At 71.2% G+C, this 22,056-nt stretch carries 21 protein-coding genes and 2 pseudogenes; 11 read left to right on the top strand and 12 right to left on the bottom strand.

The genetic code is table 11. From position 1 onward, the window contains the following. Positions 1–81 precede the first annotated feature (81 nt). Both F0344_RS36925 and F0344_RS29945 read left to right on the top strand, forming a co-directional pair. Positions 82–354 carry a hypothetical protein gene (locus F0344_RS36925; protein ID WP_374940129.1) on the top strand — a complete coding sequence of 91 codons (273 nt, stop codon included), beginning with the start codon at positions 82–84 and terminating at the stop codon, positions 352–354. Positions 355–482: 128 nt separating this feature from the next. Then, the gene (locus F0344_RS29945) at positions 483–1,445 is read left to right on the top strand and encodes an RluA family pseudouridine synthase (RefSeq protein ID WP_185301740.1); all 963 of its coding nucleotides are present in this window, start codon (positions 483–485) and stop codon (positions 1,443–1,445) included. Between the two features lie 24 nt (positions 1,446–1,469). Here the strand turns inward: F0344_RS29945 and F0344_RS29940 are convergent, their stop codons facing one another. From F0344_RS29940 to F0344_RS29925, 4 genes are all read right to left on the bottom strand, one after another. Further along, complete coding sequence (locus F0344_RS29940) at positions 1,470–2,099, bottom strand: MBL fold metallo-hydrolase (RefSeq protein WP_185301739.1); 630 nt, start codon at positions 2,097–2,099, stop codon at positions 1,470–1,472. Beyond that, positions 2,099–3,184, bottom strand: coding sequence for an S-(hydroxymethyl)mycothiol dehydrogenase (locus tag F0344_RS29935; protein ID WP_185301738.1), 1,086 nt, complete (start codon positions 3,182–3,184; stop codon positions 2,099–2,101). Before F0344_RS29935 ends, F0344_RS29940 begins: the two co-directional genes overlap by 1 nt. A gap of 117 nt (positions 3,185–3,301) precedes the next feature. Beyond that, positions 3,302–4,945, bottom strand: a complete 1,644-nt coding sequence (locus F0344_RS29930; protein WP_185301737.1) for an amidohydrolase — start codon at positions 4,943–4,945, stop codon at positions 3,302–3,304. Positions 4,946–4,991: 46 nt separating this feature from the next. Continuing rightward, the gene (locus F0344_RS29925) at positions 4,992–6,515 is read right to left on the bottom strand and encodes an APC family permease (RefSeq protein ID WP_258050167.1); all 1,524 of its coding nucleotides are present in this window, start codon (positions 6,513–6,515) and stop codon (positions 4,992–4,994) included. A 100-nt stretch (positions 6,516–6,615) separates the two neighbouring features. On the opposite strand from F0344_RS29925, the gene F0344_RS29920 reads away from it, so the two are divergent. After that, positions 6,616–7,350 (top strand): TetR/AcrR family transcriptional regulator, encoded by a 735-nt coding sequence (locus tag F0344_RS29920; protein ID WP_185301735.1) that lies wholly within the window; start codon positions 6,616–6,618, stop codon positions 7,348–7,350. Between the two features lie 10 nt (positions 7,351–7,360). On the opposite strand, the gene F0344_RS29915 is transcribed toward F0344_RS29920, so the two are convergent. After that, positions 7,361–8,062: a FadR/GntR family transcriptional regulator gene (locus tag F0344_RS29915; protein ID WP_185301734.1), complete on the bottom strand. Its 702-nt coding sequence runs from the start codon at positions 8,060–8,062 to the stop codon at positions 7,361–7,363. 131 nt (positions 8,063–8,193) lie between these two features. Here F0344_RS29915 and F0344_RS29910 point away from each other — a divergent pair, with 131 nt between their 5' ends. After that, on the top strand, positions 8,194–8,703 hold the full coding sequence (locus F0344_RS29910; protein WP_185301733.1) for a gluconokinase: 510 nt from the start codon (positions 8,194–8,196) through the stop codon (positions 8,701–8,703). An 11-nt stretch (positions 8,704–8,714) separates the two neighbouring features. Beyond that, positions 8,715–8,906 (top strand): annotated as a pseudogene (locus tag F0344_RS29905) (GntT/GntP/DsdX family permease); the annotation flags it as partial. Here F0344_RS29905 and F0344_RS36210 read toward each other — a convergent pair. The 3 genes and pseudogenes from F0344_RS36210 to F0344_RS29895 form a co-directional block, all read right to left on the bottom strand. Then, a pseudogene (locus F0344_RS36210) lies at positions 8,891–9,178 on the bottom strand (cytochrome b/b6 domain-containing protein); the annotation flags it as partial. The pseudogenes F0344_RS29905 and F0344_RS36210 overlap by 16 nt on opposite strands. 8 nt (positions 9,179–9,186) lie before the next feature. Then, positions 9,187–10,764: an APC family permease gene (locus tag F0344_RS29900; RefSeq protein ID WP_185301732.1), complete on the bottom strand. Its 1,578-nt coding sequence runs from the start codon at positions 10,762–10,764 to the stop codon at positions 9,187–9,189. Positions 10,765–10,799: 35 nt separating this feature from the next. Further along, positions 10,800–11,783, bottom strand: coding sequence for a hypothetical protein (locus tag F0344_RS29895; protein ID WP_185301731.1), 984 nt, complete (start codon positions 11,781–11,783; stop codon positions 10,800–10,802). 202 nt (positions 11,784–11,985) lie between these two features. Here F0344_RS29895 and F0344_RS29890 point away from each other — a divergent pair, with 202 nt between their 5' ends. Then, on the top strand, positions 11,986–12,417 hold the full coding sequence (locus tag F0344_RS29890; protein WP_185301730.1) for an ASCH domain-containing protein: 432 nt from the start codon (positions 11,986–11,988) through the stop codon (positions 12,415–12,417). A gap of 114 nt (positions 12,418–12,531) precedes the next feature. On the opposite strand, the gene F0344_RS29885 is transcribed toward F0344_RS29890, so the two are convergent. Then, positions 12,532–14,226, bottom strand: coding sequence for an FAD-binding dehydrogenase (locus F0344_RS29885; protein ID WP_185301729.1), 1,695 nt, complete (start codon positions 14,224–14,226; stop codon positions 12,532–12,534). Positions 14,227–14,436: 210 nt separating this feature from the next. Here F0344_RS29885 and F0344_RS29880 point away from each other — a divergent pair, with 210 nt between their 5' ends. The 3 genes from F0344_RS29880 to F0344_RS29870 are packed head-to-tail and all read left to right on the top strand — an operon-like array spanning position 14,437 to position 15,694. After that, complete coding sequence (locus tag F0344_RS29880; protein ID WP_185302961.1) at positions 14,437–14,946, top strand: NUDIX domain-containing protein; 510 nt, start codon at positions 14,437–14,439, stop codon at positions 14,944–14,946. 44 nt (positions 14,947–14,990) lie between these two features. Next, positions 14,991–15,383, top strand: a complete 393-nt coding sequence (locus F0344_RS29875) for a YidH family protein (protein ID WP_185301728.1) — start codon at positions 14,991–14,993, stop codon at positions 15,381–15,383. Further along, a complete protein-coding gene (locus F0344_RS29870) occupies positions 15,383–15,694 on the top strand; it encodes a DUF202 domain-containing protein (protein WP_185301727.1) in 312 nt (103 codons plus the stop codon). Before F0344_RS29875 ends, F0344_RS29870 begins: the two co-directional genes overlap by 1 nt. Positions 15,695–15,798: 104 nt before the next feature. On the opposite strand, the gene F0344_RS29865 is transcribed toward F0344_RS29870, so the two are convergent. Both F0344_RS29865 and F0344_RS29860 read right to left on the bottom strand, forming a co-directional pair. Then, positions 15,799–16,734: an NADP-dependent oxidoreductase gene (locus F0344_RS29865; protein WP_185301726.1), complete on the bottom strand. Its 936-nt coding sequence runs from the start codon at positions 16,732–16,734 to the stop codon at positions 15,799–15,801. A gap of 43 nt (positions 16,735–16,777) precedes the next feature. Continuing rightward, entirely contained in the window at positions 16,778–18,067 is a 1,290-nt protein-coding gene (locus F0344_RS29860; RefSeq protein WP_185301725.1) for a glucarate dehydratase family protein, read from the bottom strand. 164 nt (positions 18,068–18,231) lie between these two features. On the opposite strand from F0344_RS29860, the gene F0344_RS29855 reads away from it, so the two are divergent. Next, entirely contained in the window at positions 18,232–19,254 is a 1,023-nt protein-coding gene (locus F0344_RS29855; RefSeq protein WP_185301724.1) for a phosphotransferase family protein, read from the top strand. Positions 19,255–19,262: 8 nt separating this feature from the next. After that, a complete protein-coding gene (locus tag F0344_RS29850) occupies positions 19,263–20,477 on the top strand; it encodes an acyl-CoA dehydrogenase family protein (protein WP_185301723.1) in 1,215 nt (404 codons plus the stop codon). A 49-nt stretch (positions 20,478–20,526) separates the two neighbouring features. Here the strand turns inward: F0344_RS29850 and F0344_RS29845 are convergent, their stop codons facing one another. Further along, positions 20,527–21,864, bottom strand: coding sequence for a M28 family metallopeptidase (locus F0344_RS29845; protein ID WP_185301722.1), 1,338 nt, complete (start codon positions 21,862–21,864; stop codon positions 20,527–20,529). Between the last annotated feature and the right edge of the window lie 192 nt (positions 21,865–22,056).

Here is a 22,056-nt window from a genome sequence, read left to right as displayed (position 1 = left end):
TGACGGCGTACTCCGGGGGCTCAGTCCGGGACCGGTGCGAAGTCTCCCCGCCGGTCGTCCCGCTCCCCCGGCGGGCCGGACGTGCCCGCACGGACCGTGTACACGTCGCCGGTCGCGTTCCGCTGCCCCTGGGCATGGTCGTACTGCCCCGCGAAGACGTGCGCGCCGACGGGCACGGTCCGTCCCGCCCTGAGGGTCCACCGGCAGACGAGGAAACCGTCCTCCCTCCAGGTCCTGGTCCGTCGCAACCTGCTGTCCGCGGACAAGTACCTGTCGGGCATCGCGGCGGGCACCGAGGTCTTCAAGGGCGCGGGCCGCCTGGACACCAGCGCGTACTCGGTGGATGTGCGCTGAGGGCCGTGGCTCATTGAGATGATGAGCCCGTAGGGGGCACCCATCGAGGCCCCCACCCACGAGAAGGACAGCACAGTGACCGCCACCACCGGCCGGAGTCCGAACCGCGAGCGTCCGGGCGCCGGCCGGTGAGGGGGCGCGCGAAGCCGCCGCCGGCCCCGCTGGCGCAGCGGGACGGCATCGATCCGGTACGGATCCGGCTGCCGGACGTTCCCGGGGCGGGGGCCGGCGCCGGGACCGGACAGTGGACGGTCCGGGATCATCTGCTGGCGCGGTTCGGGGCCGCCATCGGCACGGACCGAGTGGACGCGATGTTCGCCGGGGGGCGGTTCGTCGGCGCCGACGGCGTCGCCGTGGGGCCGGACGAGCCGTACACCGCCGGCCGTTACCTCTGGTTCCACCGGGACTTCGCTCCGGAGGAGCCGGTGCCGTTCCCGCTGGGTGTGGTGTACCGGGACGCGCACCTCGTCGTCGCCGACAAGCCGCACTTCCTCGCCACCACTCCGCGCGGCCGGCACATCACCGAGACGGCGGTCGCCAGGCTGCGCCGGGAGCTGGGGGCGGAGCTCCTGCAGCCCGCCCACCGGCTGGACCGGCTGACCGCGGGCCTCGTCCTGTTCGTCGTGCGGCCCGAGGAGCGGGGCGCGTACCAGACGCTGTTCCGGGACCGCCTCGTACGCAAGGAGTACGAGGCGGTGGCACCGTACGATCCGCGACTCACCTTCCCACGCACCGTGCGCAGCCGGATCGTGAAGGAGCGGGGAGTGATCGCCGCCCGCGAGGAGCCAGGCGAGCCGAACAGCGAGAGCCGTATCGAGCTGCTGGAGCAGCGCGGGGGCCTCGGGCGCTACCGGCTGCTGCCGGCCACCGGGCGGACCCATCAGCTGCGGGTCCATATGAACGCCCTGGGGCTGCCGCTCCTCCATGACCCGGTCTATCCGGAGGTGGTGGAGGAGAAGGGGAGCGGGTCCGACGACTACACGCGGCCTCTCCAACTACTGGCCCACACATTGGAGTTCACCGATCCGGTCACGCATGAGCCGCGCCGCTTCGAGAGCGGGCTGCGGCTCTCCGCGTGGCCGGACCGGTGAGTACGGGCCGACAGGGCCGGGGCCTCAGTGGCCTCGGGTGATCCACTCCTGGAGGTGCGGGGCCTCCGCGCCGATGGTGGTGCTGTCGCCGTGTCCGGTACGGACGGAGGTCTCTGCCGGGAGGGCGAGCAGCCGGTCCCGGATGGAGGCGACGATCGTCGGGAAGTGGGAGAAGGACCGGCCGGTGGCTCCGGGGCCGCCCTGGAACAGGGTGTCTCCGGTGAAGACGGTGTCCAGCTCGGGGGCGTACAGGCAGACCGCGCCCGGCGCGTGGCCGGGGGTGTGCAGGACCTGGAGGCGGATGCCCGCGATCTCCAGTTCCTGGCCGTCGGCGAGTTCGCCGTCGGGTGCCCGGTCGGGGTGGGTCTGCTTCCACAGCGGCAGGTCGTCGGGGTGCAGCAGGACCGGCGCGCCGGTGGTGGCGGCGAGGGCCGGGGCCGCGTCGATGTGGTCGTTGTGGGCGTGGGTGCAGATGATCGCCCGCAGCGTACGGCCGCCGAGGGCCGCCTCGATGGCCGCCGCGTCGTGGGCCGCGTCGATGACGACTGCCTCGGTGTCGTCGCCGACGATCCAGACGTTGTTGTCGACGTCCCACTCCCCGCCGTCGAGGGCGAAGGTGCCGGAGGTCACCAGGTGGTCGATGCGCGCGGCCATCAGAAGACCACCACCGAGCGCAGGACGTCGCCCTCGTGCATCCGGGCGAACGCCTGCTCGATGTCGCCGAGTCCGATGGTCTCGGTGACGAACGCGCCGAGGTCGAGCCGGCCCTGCTGGTGCAGGTCGATGAGCATCGGGAAGTCCCGCGAGGGCAGGCAGTCCCCGTACCAGGACGACTTGAGCGAACCGCCGCGGCCGAACACGTCGAGCAGCGGGAGTTCGAGCTGCATCTCGGGGGTGGGGACGCCGACGAGGACGACCGTGCCCGCGAGGTCGCGGGCGTAGAACGCCTGCTTGTACGTCTCCGGGCGGCCGACGGCCTCGATGACGACGTCGGCGCCGTTGCCTGCGGTCAGGGCGCGGATCGCCTCGACCGGATCGGCGGACCGGGAGTTGACGGTGTGCGTGGCACCCATCTTCTTCGCCGTCTCCAGCTTCCGGTCGTCGATGTCCACCGCGATGATCTTCGCCGCGCCCGCGAGCCGCGCACCGGCGATCGCCGCGTCACCCACGCCGCCGCAGCCGATCACGGCGACGGAGTCGCCGCGGCCGACCTGGCCGGTGTTGATGGCCGCGCCGATGCCCGCCATGACACCGCAGCCGAGGAGTCCCGCGACGGCCGGGGAGACCTCCGGGTCGACCTTGGTGCACTGACCGGCGGCGACGAGCGTCTTCTCGGCGAACGCGCCGATCCCCAGGGCGGGCGACAGTTCGGTGCCGTCGAGCAGCGTCATCCTCTGCGTGGCGTTGTGGGTGTCGAAGCAGTACCAGGGCCGCCCGCGCAGACAGGCGCGGCACTGACCGCACACGGCACGCCAGTTGAGGACGACGAAGTCGCCGGGCTCGACGTCCGTGACGCCCTCGCCGACGGACTCGACGATGCCGGCTGCCTCGTGGCCGAGCAGGAACGGGAAGTCGTCGTTGATGCCGCCCTGCTTGTAGTGCAGGTCGGTGTGGCAGACGCCGCACGCCTGGACCTTCACCACGGCCTCGCCGGGGCCGGGGTCCGGGATCACGATGGTCTCGACCCGTACCGGCTCGTTCTTCCCCGGTGCGATGACCCCTTGCACCTGCTGCGCCATACCGTGGTCTCCCTGTTTCCGACTGGTGTGAAGATCGATCACGGACAACCGTACGCCCAGGGGAACGGATCTCGGGCCCCCGCGGTGTGTGCCGTTCTGAGGGGGCCCGAGATCCGTTCAGTCCTCGGAGTCGTGGACCTTCCGGCCGCCGACATAGGTGCGCAGGACGCGGGTGGAACCGATCTCCTCCGCCGGGCCCGCGTACGGGTCGCGGTCCAGGATCACCAGGTCGGCGAGGGCTCCGGCGCGCAGGGAGCCGGTGTCGTCGAGGTGGTTCACATGGGCCGAGCCCGCCGTGTACGCGGCGATGGCGGCGGTCAGCGAGATGCGCTGCCCGGGGAGGAAGGCCGGGCCGTCGGAGTCGGGAGTGATCCGGTTGACGGCGGTGTGGATGCCGTGCAGCGGGTCGGGGCTGCTGACCGGCCAGTCGCTGCCCGCCGCGACGGTGGCGCCGGATCGCAGGAGGGCGCCGAACGGATACTGCAGGGCGGCCCGCTCGGCACCGAGGAAGGGGATCGTCAGCTCGTCCATCTGCGGTTCGTGGGCGGCCCACAGTGGCTGGATGTTGGCCGTGGCTCCCAGCTCACGGAACCGGGGGATGTCGTCGGGATGGACGACCTGGAGGTGGGCGAGGTGTGGCCGGGTGTCGGTGCGTCCGTTGGCGGTGCGGGCGGCCTGGACCGCGTCCAGTGCCTCGCGTACGGCCCGGTCACCGAGGGCGTGGAAGTGGGCCTGGAAGCCGAGGGCGTCCAGCTCGGTGACGTACCGGCACAACTCCACGGGGTCGACGAAGCTGGTGCCGCTGTTGGTGGTGGCGCAGCCGCAGGCGTCGAGGTACGGGGCGAGGAGTGCGGCTGTGCCGGTCTCGGCGACACCGTCCTGCATGATCTTCACGGACCCGGCGCGGAAGCGGCCGGTGCTCAGCTCGGCCCGCCTCGCGACCAGTTCGGGTATCTGCTCGGCACCCCGCTCACGGTCCCACCAGAGGGCGCCGACGACCCGGGCGGTGAGTGATCCGTCGCGGGCGGCGGTGAGGTAGGCGTCGGCGGGATCGTCCATGGCGCCGAAGGATCCGACAATGGCGTCCTGCCAGGCGGTGACGCCGTAGGAGTGGAGTATCCGCTGGGCGCGCAGCAGGGCTGCGAGGCGGTCGGCAGGCGTGGACCTGGGGGTGAGGCGGGCGACCAGGTCCATGGCGCCCTCCTGGAGGAGGCCGGTGGGCTCGCCCCGCTCGTCGCGCTCGATGCGGCCGTCGGCGGGTTCGGGGGTGTCCCGGGTGAGGCCGGCGAGCTCCAGGGCCCGGGTGTTGACCCAGGCGCCGTGGTGGTCGCGGTTGACCAGATAGACGGGCCGGTCGGGTACGACGGCGTCGAGCAGGCCGCGGGTGGGGGCGCCGCCGTCGAACGCCTCCATGGACCAGCCGCCGCCGGTGATCCACTCGTGGTCGGGGTGGGCGACGGCGTAGGCGCGCACGGCGGCGAGGGTGTCCGTGGCCTCACGGCTTTCCGTGAGGTCGCACTGGGCGAGTTCGAGGCCGGCGCCGACCGGGTGGATGTGGGCGTCCTGGAAGCCGGGGACGAGCAGTCGTCCGGCGAGGTCGACGACCTCGGTCTTCGGTCCGATCAGCTCGCGGACCTCGTCATGGCCGACGGCGGTGACGCGGTCGCTGGTGACGGCGAGGGTGGTGGCGCGGGTGCGGGCGGCGTCCATGGTGAGGACGGGGCCGCCGGTGAGGACGAGGTCGGCGGGTGCGTGGCGCATGGGTGGGTGTGTTCCGTTCCGTGCGGGGGTGGTGTGAGCTGAACCGTCAGGCCGCTTCGGTGATCCCTGGTTCGGCCGGTGCGATGGAGCGCCCTGTGACGAAGTACGGGGACTTTCTCACCCACTTGGCCCAGGCCGCGGCGACGAGGCCGGTCAGCACCATGACCGCGGGGCACAGGAGCATGAACCAGCCGTTGTCCGGGCTGATCTCGAAGTGGTCCACGGATGTGTAGAAACTCCAGCAGAGGTATCCGCCCAGACCGAGCAGGAAGAGTGCGCTGAGGACGGGGACGACCACGGCCCGCAGGGCCTCGGACCAGCTCTCGCGCAGGGCACCGCGGAAGCGGGTGGCGGCGGCCAGGGCGGTCAGCGCGTAGTAGAGGGAGACGACGACGCCGATCGCGTTGACGGAGGCGAGGATGACGTCGCCGACCTTCGGGATGACCAGCGAGAGGACGGCGACCGAGGCGGCGACGCAGCCGATCGCGACGGTGCCGGCCGCCGGTGTTCCGTATCGGGGGCTGACCTTGGTCCAGAGTGGGCCGAGCGTACGGTCGCGGCCCATCGCGAACATGCCGCGGACGGTGGGGATCACCCCGGACTGGAGGGAGGCGACGGCCGAGAAGGTGAGGGCGATCAGCGGGAGAGCGGCGAGCGGCTGGTCGGCGAGCCGGTCACCGAAGTAGGTGAGGCCCTGGGCGCCGTTGGCGGTCAGCTCGTCGAGCGAGAGGACGCGCTGGAAGGCGAAGGAGCCGAGCAGGAAGAGGCCGAGCATGGTGAAGAGGGTGATGAATCCGGCTCGGGAGGCGTCCTGGGGGTCGCGGACCTCCTCGTTGACGCTGAACGTGGAGTCGAAGCCCCAGTAGCAGAAGACGGAGAGCAGGAGCCCCTGGGCGAGCTGGTGCCCGGAGGGGATGGTGAACGGGTTGAGCCAGTCCAGGCTGAAGGGGTGCGGGCCGAAGAGGATTCCGTATCCGCAGAAGCCGAGGAGTACGACGTACTCGAAGACCAGCAGGTACTTCTGGAGGTTGGCGGCCGAACGCGTACCGACGACGGCGGTGAACGTGACCGCCACCAGGACGAGGATACCGAGGGCGGTCGCCTGAGCGGTGGAGTCGGGGTCGAGGCGGAGGCCGGCGAGCTCGTGCAGGCCCGCCTCACCCACGAGCTGGAGAGTGGCGGAGCCGGTGACGGTCGTGGTGTACGAGAGGAAGACGACCGTGGCGGCGATGGCGATCCAGCCGACGAGGAAGCCGAGCCAGGGGCTGAGGGAGCGGCCGACCCAGACGTAGCCGCTTCCCATGTTCGGCTCGACCCGGTTGAGCCGGGAGTAGGCGCACGCGATGCCGAGGATCGGCAGGAACCCGAGCAGCATGATGATCGGCAGGTGCAGGCCGACGATGCCCGCGGTGACACCGAGGCCGATGCCGATGCTGGTGGTGGCGGCCGTGGAGGACGCGGCGATGGCCACGCCGTCGACGACACCGAGGCTCTTGCGCAGGGCGGGCGGGACCGGTGGGGCCGGTGGAGCCGGTGGATCGCTGCCGTTCGGGGTGCGTGGGACGGTCACGGTCACTCCTTCGCCGGGGGCCGCCGTTCGGGCCCTGATGGCGGCACATCGAACTCTGCGGAGGGTTTCCACGTCAACGCCGTTGTCATAAGGTGCGCCCATGAGCGCGAGCGAGCGGGTGGTGCCTGAGGGTGCGCGGCGGCGCAGGCGTCCCACCAAGCAGGGCACGGTGCTGTCCGAGCGGCTGATCGTGGAGACGACGCTGCGGCTGATCGGCGAGCACGGGGCGGCGGCACTGACCGTACGTCGGCTCGGCACCGCTCTGGGGTGCGATCCGAGCGCCCTCTACCGCTATTTCAGGGACACGGACGAGCTACTGCTGGCGGTGGCCGACGAGTTGATCGGCCGGACGCTGAACAGCTGGCGTCCTACCGGGGACTGGCGTGGCGATCTGCGGTCGCTGGGGCTGAGGATGCACGCGGACTACGTGGCGCATCCGCAGGCGGCGATGCTGGCCTGCGCCCGGGTGACCGGGCGGACGCACGAGATGCGGTCGGTGGACGCGATTCTCGGGGTGCTGCGGGGGGCCGGATTCCCGGGTGCGGAGGCGGTGCGGATCTACCACGTGTTCGTCGACCAGACGCTGTCGTTCGCCGCGCTGGACGCGTCCACGCTGGCGCTTCCGGTGCGGGCCCAGGAGCTGGAGGAGCGGACGTGGCGCGAGACGTACGCGGGGGCGTCGGCCGGCACGTATCCGCATATCGCCGCTACGGCGGGGGTGCTGGTCGCGGAGATGAGTCGCAGCGGGTATCCGGCGGCGCTGGAGATGGTGCTGGCGGCAGCCGCGGGGCGGTTGGCGCACGTACGTGAAAGGTCGGGCCTGCCCGGCTGCTGAGGACAGGAGGTCAGGGCGCGAGGACGTCCAGTTCGTGGAGGGCGCCCACCGCGATCTCCTTCGTCAGGCGTTCCGCGGCCTCCGCGTCGCCCTCGCGGACCGCCTCGGCCAGGCGCACATGCAGGGTGACGGCGGCCGGGTCCGGGTCCTCGAACATGACCTGGTGGTGGGTGCGGCCCGCCAGGACCTCTGCCACCACGTCGCCGAGCCGCGCGAACATCTCGTTGCCGGAGGCGTTGAGCACGATCCGGTGGAAGGCGATGTCGTGCCGCAGGTAGCCCTCCAGCTGCTGGCCCCGCGAGGTGGCGACCATGCCGAGGGCGCACTCCGTGAGCGCGGCGCACTGTTCAGGGGTGGCGTGTGTGGCGGCCAGACCCGCGGCGACCGGTTCGATCGCCGAGCGCAGCACCGTGAGGGAGCGCAACTGTCGCGGACGGTCGGAGCCCGCCAGCCGCCACCGGATGACCTGGGGGTCGTAGACGTTCCACGCCTCGGTGGGCCGTACGGTCACGCCGACCCTGCGCCGTGACTCGACGAGGTGCATGGACTCCAGGACGCGGACCACTTCGCGTACGACCGTGCGGGAGACCTCGAAGCGCTGCGCCAGCTCGTCCGTACGCAGCACGCTGCCGGGTGGGAAGTCGCCTGCGGCGATCTCCAGGCCCAGGGCGTCCAGCACGTGAGTATGCAGCCCCTGGCCCTGTGTGGTCATGGCCACAAGACTACGGCGCACACTTCGGGCATGAAAAGTACGACGTTTATGTCACACCCTCTTGAATAAGTCGTACGTAATAGGTTTCAGTGGCGCGACGGACCGATGTCGAAGAAGACAGCGAGGCACCAATGAGCACCCCCCACGTCGTTGTGGTGATGGGCGTAGCAGGGACCGGAAAGACCACGATCGGACCTCTGCTCGCCGACGAACTGAGCGTCCCGTACGCCGAGGGCGACGACTTCCATCCCGCCGCGAACATCGCCAAGATGTCGGCCGGTACCCCGCTGGAGGACTCGGACCGTCGGCCCTGGCTCGACGCGATCGCGCAGTGGGCGCACGGCCGCTCCGGGCTCGGCGGCGTGGTCAGCAGCTCCGCGCTCAAGCGCTCCTACCGCGACCGCCTGCGGGCCGGGGCCCCCGGTGTCGTCTTCCTCCACCTGACCGGTGACCGGAAGCTCATCGAGCGCCGGATGGCGGAGCGCAAGGGCCACTTCATGCCGACCGCACTCCTCGACTCCCAGTTCGCCACCCTGCAGCCGCTGCAGGAGGACGAGGCGGGCGTCGCGGTCGACGTGTCCGGCACTCCCGAAGAAATCTCCGCACGAGCCGTCGCCGCGCTGCGCCGGCTCGAAAGCTAAGGATCATCACCGTGACCGGTCTCGGCGTCGAGATGCCGGCAGCGGACGCCGTCGAACCCATCACTTCGGCAGGCAACGCTCAGTTGGGCATCGCGGTCCTGGCGGGCATCGCCGTCATCGTCCTGCTCATCACCAGGTTCAAGGTGCACGCCTTCCTGGCCCTGACCATCGGCTCGCTGGCGCTCGGCGCCTCCGGGTCGGCGAGCGTCATCGCCATGCACGACTGGCCGGCACGAGGCCGATCACGAGCGCCGGCCAGTCGTGCACGAACGTCGCGCTCGCGCGCCACACCAGCGGCGCGCGACCGGTGAACCACATCAGCGGCCCGGACCCGGGCATCACGAGCAGGGCTCCGGCGATCCAGGAGGCGTAGAGCTTCTGGCCCGCGTTGGACTTCCCGGCGGGCCGGGACTCCTCCCGGTGGTCGCGGCGCACGGCGGCACCCAGCCACTCCCCGGTCGTACGGTGCGAAGCGAACGTCGCTCAGCGTGCGGCGGCGTCTGCCTCCGCCTCCGCGGCCTTCTCCAACTGGAACGCCTCGTTGCCGAGCCCGATCCTGGCGTGCACCTCCGGCTTGGTGGAGCGCAGCACGGCGCCGTACACCAGGCCGCCGACGAGGGCGGCGCCGATGATGCCGGGCAGCAGCCAGGTGAGGGACGAGCCGGGGCCGGAGCCGACCAGGACGTCGAAGTCCCGGACGGTGAGGAAGGCGATGGCCAGGAGAGCGAGGCCGGCGAGTCCCGAGGCCACGAGGCGGGGGGCCTGTGCCCGGCCCGCACCGCGCCGTACGAAGAAGGCGATGACCGCGAAGGCGGCGGCGGCCATCAGCAGGATGACGCCCAGCGCTCCGACGTTGCCCATCCAGGTGAACAGCCGCAGCACCGGCACGGTGGGGTCGCCGACCGGGTGGTCGTCCGTGAACGCGAAGGCCAGCACGATGACGAGGGAGAGCCCGGACTGGAGGAGCGAGCCGGTGGCGGGGGCGCCGCTCGTCTTGTTCGTACGGCCGAAGGCTGCGGGCAGCAGGCCCTCGCGGCCCATCGCGAACGCGTAGCGGGCGACGACGTTGTGGAAGCTGAGGAGCGCGGCGAACATGCCGGTGACGAAGAGGACGTGGAGCACGTCGGTGAACGTGCCGCCGAGCCGCTCCTCGGTGAGGCCGAACAGCATGCCCGGGCCCTGCTTGAGCGAGGTGTCCACCACGGAGGCGGGGCCGGTGGCGACGGTCACCGCCCAGGAGCTGACGGCGAGGAACAGGGCCGCGTAGCCGACGGCCAGGAACATCACGCGCGACACGACGATCTGCGGGCGGCTGGTCTCCTCGGCGTAGACCGGGGCCTGTTCGAAGCCGACGAACGCCGCGATGCAGAAGCAGAGGGCGGTGCCGAGCCCTGCCCCGGCGAGGGTGTCGGGGTTGAACGCGGCCATGGACAGACCCTCGGGGCCCGGCTTGCTGACGGCGGCGATGTCGAAGATCACGACGAGGGCGCATTCGATGACCAGCAGCACGCCGAGCACCTTGGCGTTGAGGTCGATCTTGAGCCAGCCGAGGGCGCCGACGACCACGACGGCGACGACGGCGGGCAGCCACCAGGCGATCTCGATGTCGAGGTAGGTGGCGAAGAGCCCGGAGACCTCGAAGCCGAGGATGCCGTAGATGCCGACCTGCATGGCGCTGTAGGCGACCAGGGCGACGAGCGAGGCGCCGGCTCCGGCCGTGGGGCCGAGCCCGCGCGCGATGTACGCGTAGAAGGCACCGGCGTTGTGCACATGCCGGCTCATCTCCGCGTAGCCGACGCTGAACAGCATGAGGACGATGCCGAGGATGACGTAGAGCAGGGGCTGGCCCACCACGCCCATCACGCCGAAGACCGTGGGCATCACACCGGCGACGACCATCAGCGGGGCGCTCGCGGCGAGGACCGAGAGCAGCAGCCCGGGGGTACCGAGCCGGTCGGCCCGCAGTGCGCGCTCCTCGCCCTTGTAGGTGCTGATCCCGCCGGTGTCGCCGGTAACCTTCCCGGCACCGGCCCGTCTGGTATCTGAACTGCCCGTCGACATGGCGGGGTTGGTCCCTTCGTTGGCTGCGGTACGGGTCAGGGGGCACCGAGCGCGAAGCGGCGCGCGGCGAGGAATTCGGGGTACGGATCGCGGCCCGAGTAGGACCAGGGGGCCGCGGTGAGGTGCGGGCCGATGCGGTGGAAGAGGGCCGCGGCCTCGGCCTGCCGCCCTTCGCACACCTTGGCGTGGGCCAGGAAGTTGAGGTCGGCACGGTGGCGGGGGTGGTCCTCGCGCTCCCACTCCAGCCACCAGTCGAAGGCGGCCTTCATGACCTGTCTGGCCCGCCGCCCCGACCAGTGACCGGAGGCGACCGGGTCGGCGGACTCGCTTCCCGCGGCGACGAGGACGCGGTAGCGCTCGGCGTGTGCGACGACGGGAAGCACGGCGAGGGGCGAGTCGGCGGGGGCCTGTTCGGAGGCCCAGGCGGCGAAGTCGTAAACCTCGTGCAGGGGGTCCTGGCCGCTTTCGGGGTGGCTCTCGGCGAGCTGGGCGGTCATCAGGTGGTGTGCCTGGTGGTGCTCGGGATGGCGGGCCCGGATCTCCTCGAAGTGCCGGGCGGCCTCCTCCCGCGCGCCGCACTCCCCCTGCGAGCCGCGTGCGCCGTCGAGCATGAGGAGGGCCAGCCAGGGCGTCGGGTCGGCGGGGTCGAGCCTGGCGGCGGCGAGGCAGGCCTCCCGGGCCCGGCCGGGAGCTCCGGCGGACGCCTTGGGATGCAGGGCGCGGGCGACCTCCGCGCAGGCGAGGAGGGTGGCGGCGTCGGTGCTGTCGGGTTCGGCGAGGAGCCAGTCCTCGGCCCAGCCGTGGGCGGAGGGTGCGGCGGCGAGGGCGACGACGCGGTGGCCTCTGCGGTCCCAGTCGGTGCCGGTCGCGGCCAGGAGCGTGCGCACACCGGCCCACCTGCCCTGCTCGAACCGGCCGCGCACCCCGATGAGTTCGCTGTCGTCGAGAGCCGGATCGAACGGGTGGTCCGGGCGCCCGCCCTTGCGGCGGCGGCCCAGGGGCGGCGGAGGCGGGGACATCCGCAGACTTCTTTCGACGCGATGTGCGAGCAAATGATCGCGCACAGCCAAGCGGTAGGCAATGCTCCGAGTCAAGGGGCGGCCTGCTCCAACTCTGCTCACTTCCCCCACAGTTGGCCGGATGCGTCCCGTTCGGGAGAGATTCGCGCAGCTCACCGCGGGTGCTGTGGGTGCTCCGAGTGACGCGTGCCACACTGACGCCATGGAGAATCGCGAACCTCTCAAACCCCTCCTCTTCGGCTTCCCGGGGCCGCTGCGCGACCAGTTGGTGGCCGCCGTACTCGCCGGTGCCAAGGTGTCCACCTCCGGTCTGCTGGCCGAGTACGAGGTGGAGAAGGAGGAGTTGCCCCCGGTCGGTGAGCGGTCCGCGCTGATCGGCTCGGACGGGCGGGAGGTCGCCGTCGTCGAGGTGACGGACGTCCGGGTGGTGCGGCTCGGTGACGTGGGCCCGCAGCACGCCGCCGACGAGGGCGAGGGGTACACGACGGTCGCCGAGTGGCGGGCCTCGCACGAACGGTTCTGGCACAGCGAGGAGATGCGGGAGGCCCTGGGCGATCCGGAGTTCACGGTCGACGACGACACGATGATCGTGGCCGAGCGGTTCCGGGTGGTGGAGGTGCTGGATCCGCGGTGAGGGAAGCGGGAACGGGAAGGTCGCGCCGGAGGCCGAGGACGGGGCCGGACGGGCCGGGAAGCCCAGCCCGTCCGGCGGTCGAGGACAGAACGCGGCCGCAGACCGCGCGCCGGCTCAGCCCACCGCCTCCGCCGCCGCGCGCCCCGCCACCCGGCCCGAGAAGATGCAGCCGCCCAGGAACGTGCCCTCCAGCGAGCGGTAGCCGTGCACTCCGCCACCGCCGAAGCCGGCCGCCTCGCCCGCCGCGTACACCCCGGGGATGGGGTCTCCCCCGCTCGGGCGAAGCCGAGAGTCCGGGGAAGGGCTGCCGTCCGCCGCGAGGACGCGTGAGGACAGGTCCGTCTCCAGGCCCCCCAGCGACTTGCGGGTGAGGATGTTGAGGCGCACCGCGATCAGCGGGCCCGCCTTCGGGTCGAGGATGCGGTGCGGCTTCGCCGTACGGATCAGCTTGTCGCCCAGATAGGCGCGGGCCCCGTGGATCGCCGTGACCTGGAGGTCCTTGGTGAAGGGGTTGGCGATCTCCCGGTCGCGTGCGGTGATCTCGCGGCGCAGTTCCTCCTCGTCGATGAGGCCGTCGCCGGTCAGCGCGTTCATTCCGCGCACGAGGGCGCCGAGGTCGTTCTCGACGACGAAGTCCACACCCTTGTCCATGAACGCCTTGACGGGCGCCGGCACGTCGGCGCGGGCCCGGCCGATCACGTCGCGGATCGACTTGCCGGTGAGGTCCGGATTCTGCTCGGAGCCGGAGAGCGCGAACTCCTTGCCGATGATCCGCTGGTCGAGGACGAACCACGTGTATCCGTGGCCGGACTTCATGATGTGGTCGAGGGTGCCGAGCGTGTCGAAGCCGGGGAAGAGCGGCACCGGGAGCCGCTTGCCGCGGGCGTCCAGCCAGAGGGACGAGGGGCCGGGCAGGATACGGATGCCGTGCTTGGCCCAGATCGGGTTCCAGTTCTCGATGCCCTCGGTGTAGTGCCACATGCGGTCGCGGTTGATGTGGTGCGCGCCCGCTGCCTCCGCGATGCCGAGCATCAGCCCGTCGACGTGGGCGGGGACACCGGAGAGCATCTTCTCCGGCGGGGTGCCGAGCCGTTCGGGCCACTGGGAGCGTACGAGGTCGTGGTTGCCGCCGATACCGCCGGAAGTGACGATCACCGCCTGGGCCTTCAGCTCGAAGATCCCGGTCGCCTCGCGGCTGCTCGCGGTGCCGCGTCCGGTGCCGCTCGGTGCGAGGATCTCGCCGGTGACCGTGTCGACCGTCCCCGCCGAGCGGCCGAGGCCGGTGACCCGGTGGCGGAAGGCGAAGCGGACGAGGCCCTTGGCGACGCCCTCGCGCACCCGCCGCTCGAAGGGGGCGACGACCCCCGGGCCCGTACCCCAGGTGATGTGGAAGCGGGGCACGGAGTTGCCGTGGCCCGTGGCGTCGTAGCCGCCGCGTTCCGCCCAGCCGACGACGGGGAAGAACCGCATCCCCTGGGCATGCAGCCAGGACCGCTTCTCCCCGGCCGCGAAGTCCACGTACGCCTCCGCCCACTTCCGTGGCCAGTGGTCCTCCGCGCGGTCGAAGCCCGCGGTGCCGTACCAGTCCTGGAGTGCCAGCTCGTGGCTGTCCTTGATCCGCATCCGGCGCTGCTCGGGCGAGTCGACGAGGAACAGGCCACCGAAGGACCAGTGGGCCTGACCGCCGATGGACTGCTCGGGTTCCTGGTCGAGCAGGATCACCGAACGTCCCGCGTCGACGAGCTCGGCGGTCGCCACCAGCCCCGCGAGCCCTGCCCCGATCACGATCACATCAGCGTCGTACGCCATGGCATTCCGTCCTTGTCACCAAGTTACTCGTGCGTCAGATCTTGGGTTCGGGCCGCTGCCACGTCAACCGTCCGGGGCCTGCGGCCTGCGGTGGAGTACGAGGGCGGCTGGAACACCGGTCCGACCCTCATGTACGCCGGGGGCAGCAGGAGCGGCCTCCTGTTGAATGGGGGCATGAACCCAGGCGTAGCCCCCGGCGCGAACCCAGGCATGGACCCGGCTGAGGAGATCCTGGACATCGTCGACGAGAACGACGAGGTCGTCGGGCAGGCGCCGCGCGGCGAAGCGACCGCGCGGGGTCTGCGTCACCGCTGTGTCTTCATCGAGGCGCGGGACGCCCAGGGCCGGCTGTTCGTGCACCGCAGGACCGCCACCAAGCTGGTCTTCCCCTCGCACTACGACATGTTCGTCGGCGGGGTCGTGGGCGCGGGCGAGTCCTACGACGAGGCGGCCCTGCGCGAGGCCGAGGAGGAGCTGGGAGTCACCGGGCTCCCCCGCCCCGAACCGCTGTTCACGTTCCTGTACGAGGGCGGTCACCACACCTGGTGGTCGTACGTCTACCAGGTGCGGTGCGAGTTGCCGGTGCGTCCGCAGACCGAGGAGGTCGACTGGCACACCTTCCTGACCGACGCGGAGCTGGAGCAGCGGCTCGGCGACTGGACGTGGGTCCCGGACGGGCTGGAGACGTACCGTCGGCTGAGGGACTTCCGGGCGCGCTGAGCCGTGCCCGGAGCGGCGGCGGCGCGGTGGATAGGGTGCCGGGTGTGAACGAAATCGTGCGGGGTCTGCGGTTGTGGTTCGCGCCGCAGCGGCTCCGCGAAGAGGGCGACACTCCCGACTACCGCTTCTCCCTCGCGAACGAGCGCACCTTCCTCGCCTGGCTCCGTACGGCGCTGGCGCTGATCGGCGGCGGTTTCGCCGTCGCCCAGTTCCTGCCCGATCTGCCCTGGGGCGTACGGACGTGTCTGGCGCTCGCACTGCTCGTCTCCGGTGTCCTCTGTGCGCTGCGGGCGGTCAACCACTGGGTCAGGTGCGAGCGGGCCATGCGCCGGGGCGAGGATCTGCCGGTTTCCCGCTTCCCGACCCTGCTGAGTCTGGCGATCGCCGCCGCCGCCCTGGCGATGGTGGTGGTGCTTCTCTTCGGCTGGGACTCCTGATGCCTGCGGACGAGCGGGACCCCGGCCTCCAGCCGGAACGGACCAGACTGGCCTGGCGCCGCACCACCCTGTCCTGCACTGTGGTCGCCACGCTGGCGGGCCGGCAGGCGCTGAGCGAGGGGACGGGTCCGGCTGCGCTCGTCGCGGTGGCGCTGAGTGTGCTGGCGTGGCTGGGGTTTCTGCGGGTGGCGCACCTTCGGGTGTTGTCCATGGCGGCGGCCAGACCGCGGCCGATGTCACCGCGCAGCGCGCTGACGTCGGCCGCGTGCGCGGTCGCACTGGCCGTGTTCGCGGCCGCCATGCTGTTCTGAGGCGAACCGTCCCCTCCGCGCAGCGGCCCGTCCCCGCCTCTCCGTCGGCGCGCCCGTCCCGGCTCACCTCTCCGCAGCGGCCGGTCCCGCCTTCGTCCGGGCGCTCAGCTCTCCCATTCCACGGCGACGATGATCTTTCCGCGGGTGCGGCCCTCCTCGTTGAGCCGGTAGGCGTCCGCGGCCAGTTCGAGGGGGAACACCCGGTCCACATGGACCCGCACGATGCCCTGTTCGGCCAGCTCCGCCAGGTGGGTGAGGTCGGCGGTGTCGGGCCGGACGAAGGCGTACTTTCCTCCGTAGGAGAACACCTCGGAGTCCGCGACGGAGGCGAGGCGGCCGTCGGGCGTGAGCGTGTCCGCGGAGGCCTTCAGCGCGTCGCCGCCGACGGTGTCGAAGGCCGCGTCGATGCCCTCGGGGGCCAGGGCCCGGAGCCGGTCGGTGAGCCCTTCGCCGTACTCGACGGGTTCCGCGCCCAGCTGGCGCACGTGGTCGTGGTTGTGCGGGCCGGCCGTACCGATGACCCGGCAGCCCGCGTGCCGGGCGAGCTGCACGGCCATCGAGCCGACGCCGCCCGCCGCCGCGTGGACGAGCACCGTCTCGCCCTCGCGGATCCTCAGCGTGCGGTGGAGCACCTGGTACGCGGTGAGGCCGGTGAGCGGCAGACCGGCGGCCTCCTCGAAGCTGAGGCTCAGCGGCTTGCGGGCCAGGGTGCGCACGGGGGCGGCGACGTACTCGGCGAACGTCCCCCGGGAGAGGAAGTCCTCCCGTACGTAGCCGATGACCTCGTCGCCCACCGCGAACTCGTCGACGGCCAAACCCGGTTGGACGACCACTCCGGAGACGTCCCAGCCGGGGATCACCGGGAACACGGCTTCCAGGCCGGACTGGAGGTAGCCCTCGCGGGCCTTCCAGTCGACCGGGTTGACGGACGCGGCCCGCACCTTCACCAGCACCGAGTCGGGGCCGACCTTCGGGTCGGGCCGGTCGCCGTACTCCATGACGTCGGCCGAGCCGTACCTGCTGTAGCTGATCGCCTTCATCTCATGACCATCGACGCAGGTCAGGGTTGTCGCAACTCGGACCTCACCAGCGTGGGACCGGCGGCGCCGTCCACTCCGGTTCGGCCTCGCGCATCGCCGCCGCGTCGTCGCGCTCCCGCATCCTGCCGTCGTCGTCGAGCCAGCGCCGGTGCAGGGCGGCGAGCCGCTCGCGGTCCAGTTCGACGCCGAGGCCCGGGGCGTCGGAGACCGTCAGCCTGCCGCCCTCGAAGACATGGCGGGCGGTGATGACGTCCTCGGTCTGCCACGGGTAGTGGCTGTCGCAGGCGTGGTCGAGGTTGGGCACGGTGGCCGCGACGTGGGTCATCGCGGCGAGGCTGATGCCCAGATGGGTGTTGGAGTGCATGGACAGGCCGACACCGTACGTGCGGCAGATCGCGGCGAGCTCCCGGGTGCGGTGCAGTCCGCCCCAGTAGTGGTGGTCGCAGAGGACGACCTGTACCGCGTCGCGGGCGAAGGCGTCGGGAAGTTCGGCGAGCGTCGTGACGCACATGTTCGTGGCCAGCGGCACGTCCGTGCCCGCGGAGACGGCGGCCATGGCGTCCGTACCGCTCGCCGGGTCCTCCAGATACTCGAGTACGCCCTTCAGCTGGTCCGCCACGTACAGCGAGGTCTCGACCGACCAGGCTCCGTTGGGGTCCAGACGCAGCGGCTGCCCGGGGAACGCCTCCGCGAGCGCGCGGATCGCGGCGATCTCCCGGTCGGGTTCGAAGACACCGCCCTTGAGTTTGAAGGAGGAGAAGCCGTGGTCCCGGGCGAAGCGCCGTGCCTGGCCGACGACGCCGGCCGGATCGAGCGCCGCGCCCCAGTCGTCCCGCTCGTCGGCCCCGGGGTGCGCGGCCCAGCGGTAGAAGAGGTAGGCGCTGTACTCGACGGAGTCCCGGAGCTTGCCGCCGAGCAGGGCGTGCACGGGCAGCCCGAGCGTCTTGCCGAGCGCGTCGAGGCAGGCGACCTCGAAGCCGGAGACGACGGAGAGCCGCAGTTTGTCCACGGTCTGGGCGCCGCGCAGCCCTCCGGCGTCGACCCGCTCGTCGGCGGCGCGTGAACCCCCGCACACCTCGTCGGCGAGGGCGAAGAGGCCGTTCACATCACTGACCGGGCGGCCGGGCAGGGCCTCGGCCAGCGGCCGGGCGAGTTCGAGGTACTTGCCGTCGCCGTACGTCTCTCCGATGCCCGTGACCCCGCCGCGCGTGACGACTTCCACGACGAGACGCGGGGTGTACGGCTGGTGGACGCCCTGCGTGTTGAGGAGCGGCGGATCGGCTATGAGGATCGGAGTGAGGCGGACTTCGTCGATCAGCAGGACTGTATCCATACATGAACTCTATTCATGCATGCGGCCGAGCGCCAGGGTTCAGTCACGGATTCCGTCGGGCCGGGGCGAGTTCGGGCCAACCGATTACGGGAGTTCACTGGACGACATACCGACTGGTCGGCATCATGGGCACCGACCGTACTGTCGCCCCGGAGGTGCGCACCATGAGCTCAGTCCACCCGCCAGGTCTCGACCCCGGGCTGCTGCGCGGCTATCTCGACCGCGAGCGGCCGGGGCTGGTGAGCGGACCGCTCGAAGCCCGGCTGATCGAGGGCGGGCGCTCGAACCTGACGTACGTCGTCAGCGACGGGACCCGCCGGTGGGTCGTCCGCAGGCCCCCGCTCGGCCACGTCCTGGCCACCGCGCACGACATGAAGCGCGAACACCGGGTGATCAGCGCCCTGTACCCCACCGCCGTGCCGGTACCCGAGCCGGTGCTGCTCTGCGAGGACGTGTCGGTCATCGGATCGACGTTCTACGTCATGGAGTACGTCGAGGGGACCCCCTTCCGTACCGCCGAGCAGCTCGCTCCGCTCGGCGCCGCCCGCACCCGGGCCGCGGTCCTGGGCCTCGTCGACACCCTGGTGGACCTGCACGCCGTGGACCCCGAGTCCGTGGGGCTCGGCGACTTCGGCCGCCCGGACGGCTTCCTGGACCGCCAGCTGCGCCGCTGGGGCAAGCAACTGGACGCCTCACGCAACCGCGAACTGGCGGGGATCGACGAGCTGCACGCCGCGCTGGGCCGCGCGCTGCCCGACTCCCCCGCGCCGACCGTCGTGCACGGCGACTACCGCCTGGACAACGTCCTGATCGGTGCAGACGACGGGATCAAGGCCGTCCTCGACTGGGAGATGTCGACCCTCGGCGACCCGCTGACCGACCTCGGCCTGCTGGTGATGTACAGCTCCGACCTCGACCTGCCCAGGTCCCCCGTGTCCACCACGAGCGGCGCGGCCGGTCATCCCACGCCCGCGGAACTGATCGAGCGCTACGCCACCCGCTCCGGACGCGACACCTCCGCCATCTCCTGGTACACGGCCTTCGCCTGGTTCAAGCTCGCCGTGATCCTGGAGGGCATCCACTACCGCTACACCCTGGGCCAGACCGTCGGCGCCGGCTTCGACCGCATCGGTGAACTCGTCCCCGTCTTCATCCAGCACGGCCTCACCACCCTCCAGGAAGGCTGAGTTACCCCATGGACTTCGCATTCGACGCCCGTACCGAGGAGCTGCGCACCACGCTGCTCACCTTCATGGACGAGCACGTGTACCCGGCCGAGAAGACCGCCGAGGAGCAGCGCGCGGAACTCGCGTCCCCGTGGGACACCCCGCGGATCGTCGAGGACCTGAAGGCCGAGGCGCGCAGGCAGGGCCTGTGGAACCTCTTCCTCCCGGACGCCGGGTACGGTGCCGGGCTGACCAACCTCCAGTACGCCCCGCTGGCCGAGATCCTGGGCCGCAGCCCGCAGTTGGCGCCGACCGCGCTGAACTGCGCGGCGCCGGACACCGGGAACATGGAGGTGCTCTTCCAGTTCGGCACCGACGAGCAGAAGAAGCAGTGGCTCGAGCCGCTGCTCGCCGGGGAGATCCGGTCCGCGTTCGCGATGACGGAGCCGGAGGTGGCCTCGTCGGACGCGACGAACATCGAGACCCGGATCACCCGGGACGGAGACGACTACGTCATCAACGGGCGCAAGTGGTTCATCTCCGGGGCGATGAACCCGGACTGCAGGGTCTTCATCGTGATGGGCAAGACGGACCCCGACGGCGCGGACATCCGCCGCCAGCAGTCGCAGATCCTCGTCCCGCGCGACACCCCGGGACTCGAAGTGCGCCGCGCGATGCAGGTGTACGGCTACGAGGACCACTCCCACGGCGGTCACGCCGAGATCGTGTTCAACGACGTGCGGGTCCCCGCGTCGAACCTGATCGGCGAGGAGGGCGGTGGCTTCGCCATCGCCCAGGCGCGGCTGGGCCCCGGCCGAATCCACCACTGCATGCGGCTCATCGGGATGGCGGAGCGCGCCATCGAGCTGATGTGCCGCCGGGCCGTGTCCCGTACGGCCTTCGGCAAGCCGCTGGCCCAGCAGGGCGTCGTACAGAACTGGATCGCGGACGCCCGGGTGACGGTGGAGCAGCTGCGGCTGCTCGTCCTGAAGACGGCCTGGCTGATGGACACCGTGGGCAACCGGGGGGCCCACACCGAGATCCAGTCCATCAAGATCGCCACCCCGCGCGCGGTGGTCGGCATCCTCGACCAGGCGGTGCAGCTGCACGGTGCGGGCGGGGTCAGCCAGGACTACCCGCTCGCCGAACTGTGGTCCTCCGCGAGGACGTTGCGGCTCGCCGACGGTCCGGACGAGGTCCACCAGCGGTCGCTGGCGCACCGCGAGATCAAGAAGTACCTGTAGACACGGCGGTCCGGGGCGGCGCGTGGTGCGCGCCGCCCCGGACGACGGCTCAGAAGGTGAGCTTCCAGCTGTCGATGTAGCCGGTGTCCTGCGCGGCCACGTCCTGCACCCGGAGCCTCCAGGTGCCGTTCGCGGCCTCCGCCGACGCGTTGACCGTGTAGCTCGTGATCACGTTGTCGGCCGAGTCGCTGCCGCTGGAGTTCTTCAGCCGGTAGGCGGTGCCGTCGGGGGCGAGCAGGTCGACGACCAGGTCGCCCCGGTAGGTGTGCTTGATGTCCACGCCGACCTGGAGGGTCGCCGGGGCGTTGCCGGTACGGCCGGACACCGGGATCGAGGACGTCACCGCGGCCCCGTTGTCGGGCACGCTCACATCGGTGGTCGTCGAGTAGACGTCACCGGCGGGCGGGGTGACCGTACCCGCGGAGAGGGTCCAGACCGCGTGCGCGGCGGCGTCGCTGTTGCGGTCCAGGGCGGTGTCGTTGATGTTGGCCGTGGTGTCGCACGAGGAGTGGTAGCAGCGGTCGAACGCCTGGCCCGCCGTGCCGCCCCACTTCTGGGCCTGAGCACTCGACTTCGTGTTGCTCGCGCCGGTGAACAGACCGCCGACCGGTATGCCCGCGGCCTTGAACGGGGCATGGTCGGAGCGGCCGTCGCCCTCCGTCTCTATCTCGGTGGGTACGGACAGGGCCGCGAAGTAGTCCTTGAAGGTCTTCTCGATGACCGGGTCGTCGTCGTAGACGAAGTAGCCGGCGTTCGGCGAGCCGATCATGTCGAAGTTGAGATAGCCGCTGAGCTTGGCACGCTCGGTCGTCGGCAGGTTGTTGACGTAGTGCTTCGACCCGATGAGCCCCAGCTCCTCGGCGCCCCACCAGGCGAACCGCAGGTGCTTGTCCGGTGCCAGCTGGGCGCGCGAGACGGCGAGGGCGGTTTCGAGTACGGCGGCGGAGCCCGAGCCGTTGTCGTTGATGCCTGCACCCGAGGACACGGAGTCGAGGTGCGAGCCGGCCATCAGGACCTTGCCGGGGTCTCCGCCGGGCCAGTCGGCGATCAGGTTGTAGCCGGTGGCGCCGCCGGAGGTGAACTGCTGGAGGGACGTGGTGTATCCGGCCGCGTCGAGCTTGGCCTTCACATAGTCGATGGACGCCTTGTAACCGGCCCTGCCGTGCGCCCTGTTGCCGCCGTTGGCCGTGGCTATCGACTGCAGCTGGGTCAGATGCGCCTTGACGTTGGCGAGCGGGATGTCGGGAGCGGCGGCGGCCTGCGGGGCGGTGGCCCCGCTCGCGTTGTCCGCCGCCTGCGCCGCCGGGACGGCCGTGGCGAGCAGGGCGACGAAGGCGAGGGCGGTGGCTGCCCTGGATCTGCGCAGCGCAAAGCGGTTGGGGATCATTTAGGTGCTCCGGATTCCGTTCGGGGACTGACGGAACGTGCGGGGGGTACCCCCGGCCGCACCGTGCCCGACCGGGTTTCTGGAGCTACTCGTGCGTCGTGCGTGACCGATGGTCAACTGAATGACCGTACATCGTCAAGAGCGGGAACCGGACATGGCCGTTCTATAAACGGACAGTGCGCTCCCCGGGAC

The sequence above is a fragment of the Streptomyces finlayi genome, assembly GCF_014216315.1.
In the GTDB taxonomy this organism is placed as follows: Bacteria; Actinomycetota; Actinomycetes; order Streptomycetales; family Streptomycetaceae; genus Streptomyces; species Streptomyces finlayi_A.
This window is presented reverse-complemented; position numbering and strand designations above follow the sequence as displayed.

What these genes read in the sequence shown, in the direction of transcription:
- F0344_RS29910 (WP_185301733.1), top strand. Translation starts at nt 8,194, where the DNA reads ATGAGCACCCCCCACGTCGTTGTGGTGATGGGCGTAGCAGGGACCGGA.
- F0344_RS29860 (WP_185301725.1), bottom strand. Translation starts at nt 18,067, where the DNA reads ATGGATACAGTCCTGCTGATCGACGAAGTCCGCCTCACTCCGATCCTC.
- F0344_RS29845 (WP_185301722.1), bottom strand. Translation starts at nt 21,864, where the DNA reads ATGATCCCCAACCGCTTTGCGCTGCGCAGATCCAGGGCAGCCACCGCC.
- F0344_RS29865 (WP_185301726.1), bottom strand. Translation starts at nt 16,734, where the DNA reads ATGAAGGCGATCAGCTACAGCAGGTACGGCTCGGCCGACGTCATGGAG.
- F0344_RS29915 (WP_185301734.1), bottom strand. Translation starts at nt 8,062, where the DNA reads ATGACCACACAGGGCCAGGGGCTGCATACTCACGTGCTGGACGCCCTG.
- F0344_RS29940 (WP_185301739.1), bottom strand. Translation starts at nt 2,099, where the DNA reads ATGGCCGCGCGCATCGACCACCTGGTGACCTCCGGCACCTTCGCCCTC.
- F0344_RS29895 (WP_185301731.1), bottom strand. Translation starts at nt 11,783, where the DNA reads ATGTCCCCGCCTCCGCCGCCCCTGGGCCGCCGCCGCAAGGGCGGGCGC.
- F0344_RS29880 (WP_185302961.1), top strand. Translation starts at nt 14,437, where the DNA reads ATGGACCCGGCTGAGGAGATCCTGGACATCGTCGACGAGAACGACGAG.
- F0344_RS29870 (WP_185301727.1), top strand. Translation starts at nt 15,383, where the DNA reads ATGCCTGCGGACGAGCGGGACCCCGGCCTCCAGCCGGAACGGACCAGA.
- F0344_RS29890 (WP_185301730.1), top strand. Translation starts at nt 11,986, where the DNA reads ATGGAGAATCGCGAACCTCTCAAACCCCTCCTCTTCGGCTTCCCGGGG.
- F0344_RS29930 (WP_185301737.1), bottom strand. Translation starts at nt 4,945, where the DNA reads ATGCGCCACGCACCCGCCGACCTCGTCCTCACCGGCGGCCCCGTCCTC.
- F0344_RS29935 (WP_185301738.1), bottom strand. Translation starts at nt 3,184, where the DNA reads ATGGCGCAGCAGGTGCAAGGGGTCATCGCACCGGGGAAGAACGAGCCG.
- F0344_RS29920 (WP_185301735.1), top strand. Translation starts at nt 6,616, where the DNA reads ATGAGCGCGAGCGAGCGGGTGGTGCCTGAGGGTGCGCGGCGGCGCAGG.
- F0344_RS29850 (WP_185301723.1), top strand. Translation starts at nt 19,263, where the DNA reads ATGGACTTCGCATTCGACGCCCGTACCGAGGAGCTGCGCACCACGCTG.
- F0344_RS29900 (WP_185301732.1), bottom strand. Translation starts at nt 10,764, where the DNA reads ATGTCGACGGGCAGTTCAGATACCAGACGGGCCGGTGCCGGGAAGGTT.
- F0344_RS29885 (WP_185301729.1), bottom strand. Translation starts at nt 14,226, where the DNA reads ATGGCGTACGACGCTGATGTGATCGTGATCGGGGCAGGGCTCGCGGGG.
- F0344_RS29855 (WP_185301724.1), top strand. Translation starts at nt 18,232, where the DNA reads ATGAGCTCAGTCCACCCGCCAGGTCTCGACCCCGGGCTGCTGCGCGGC.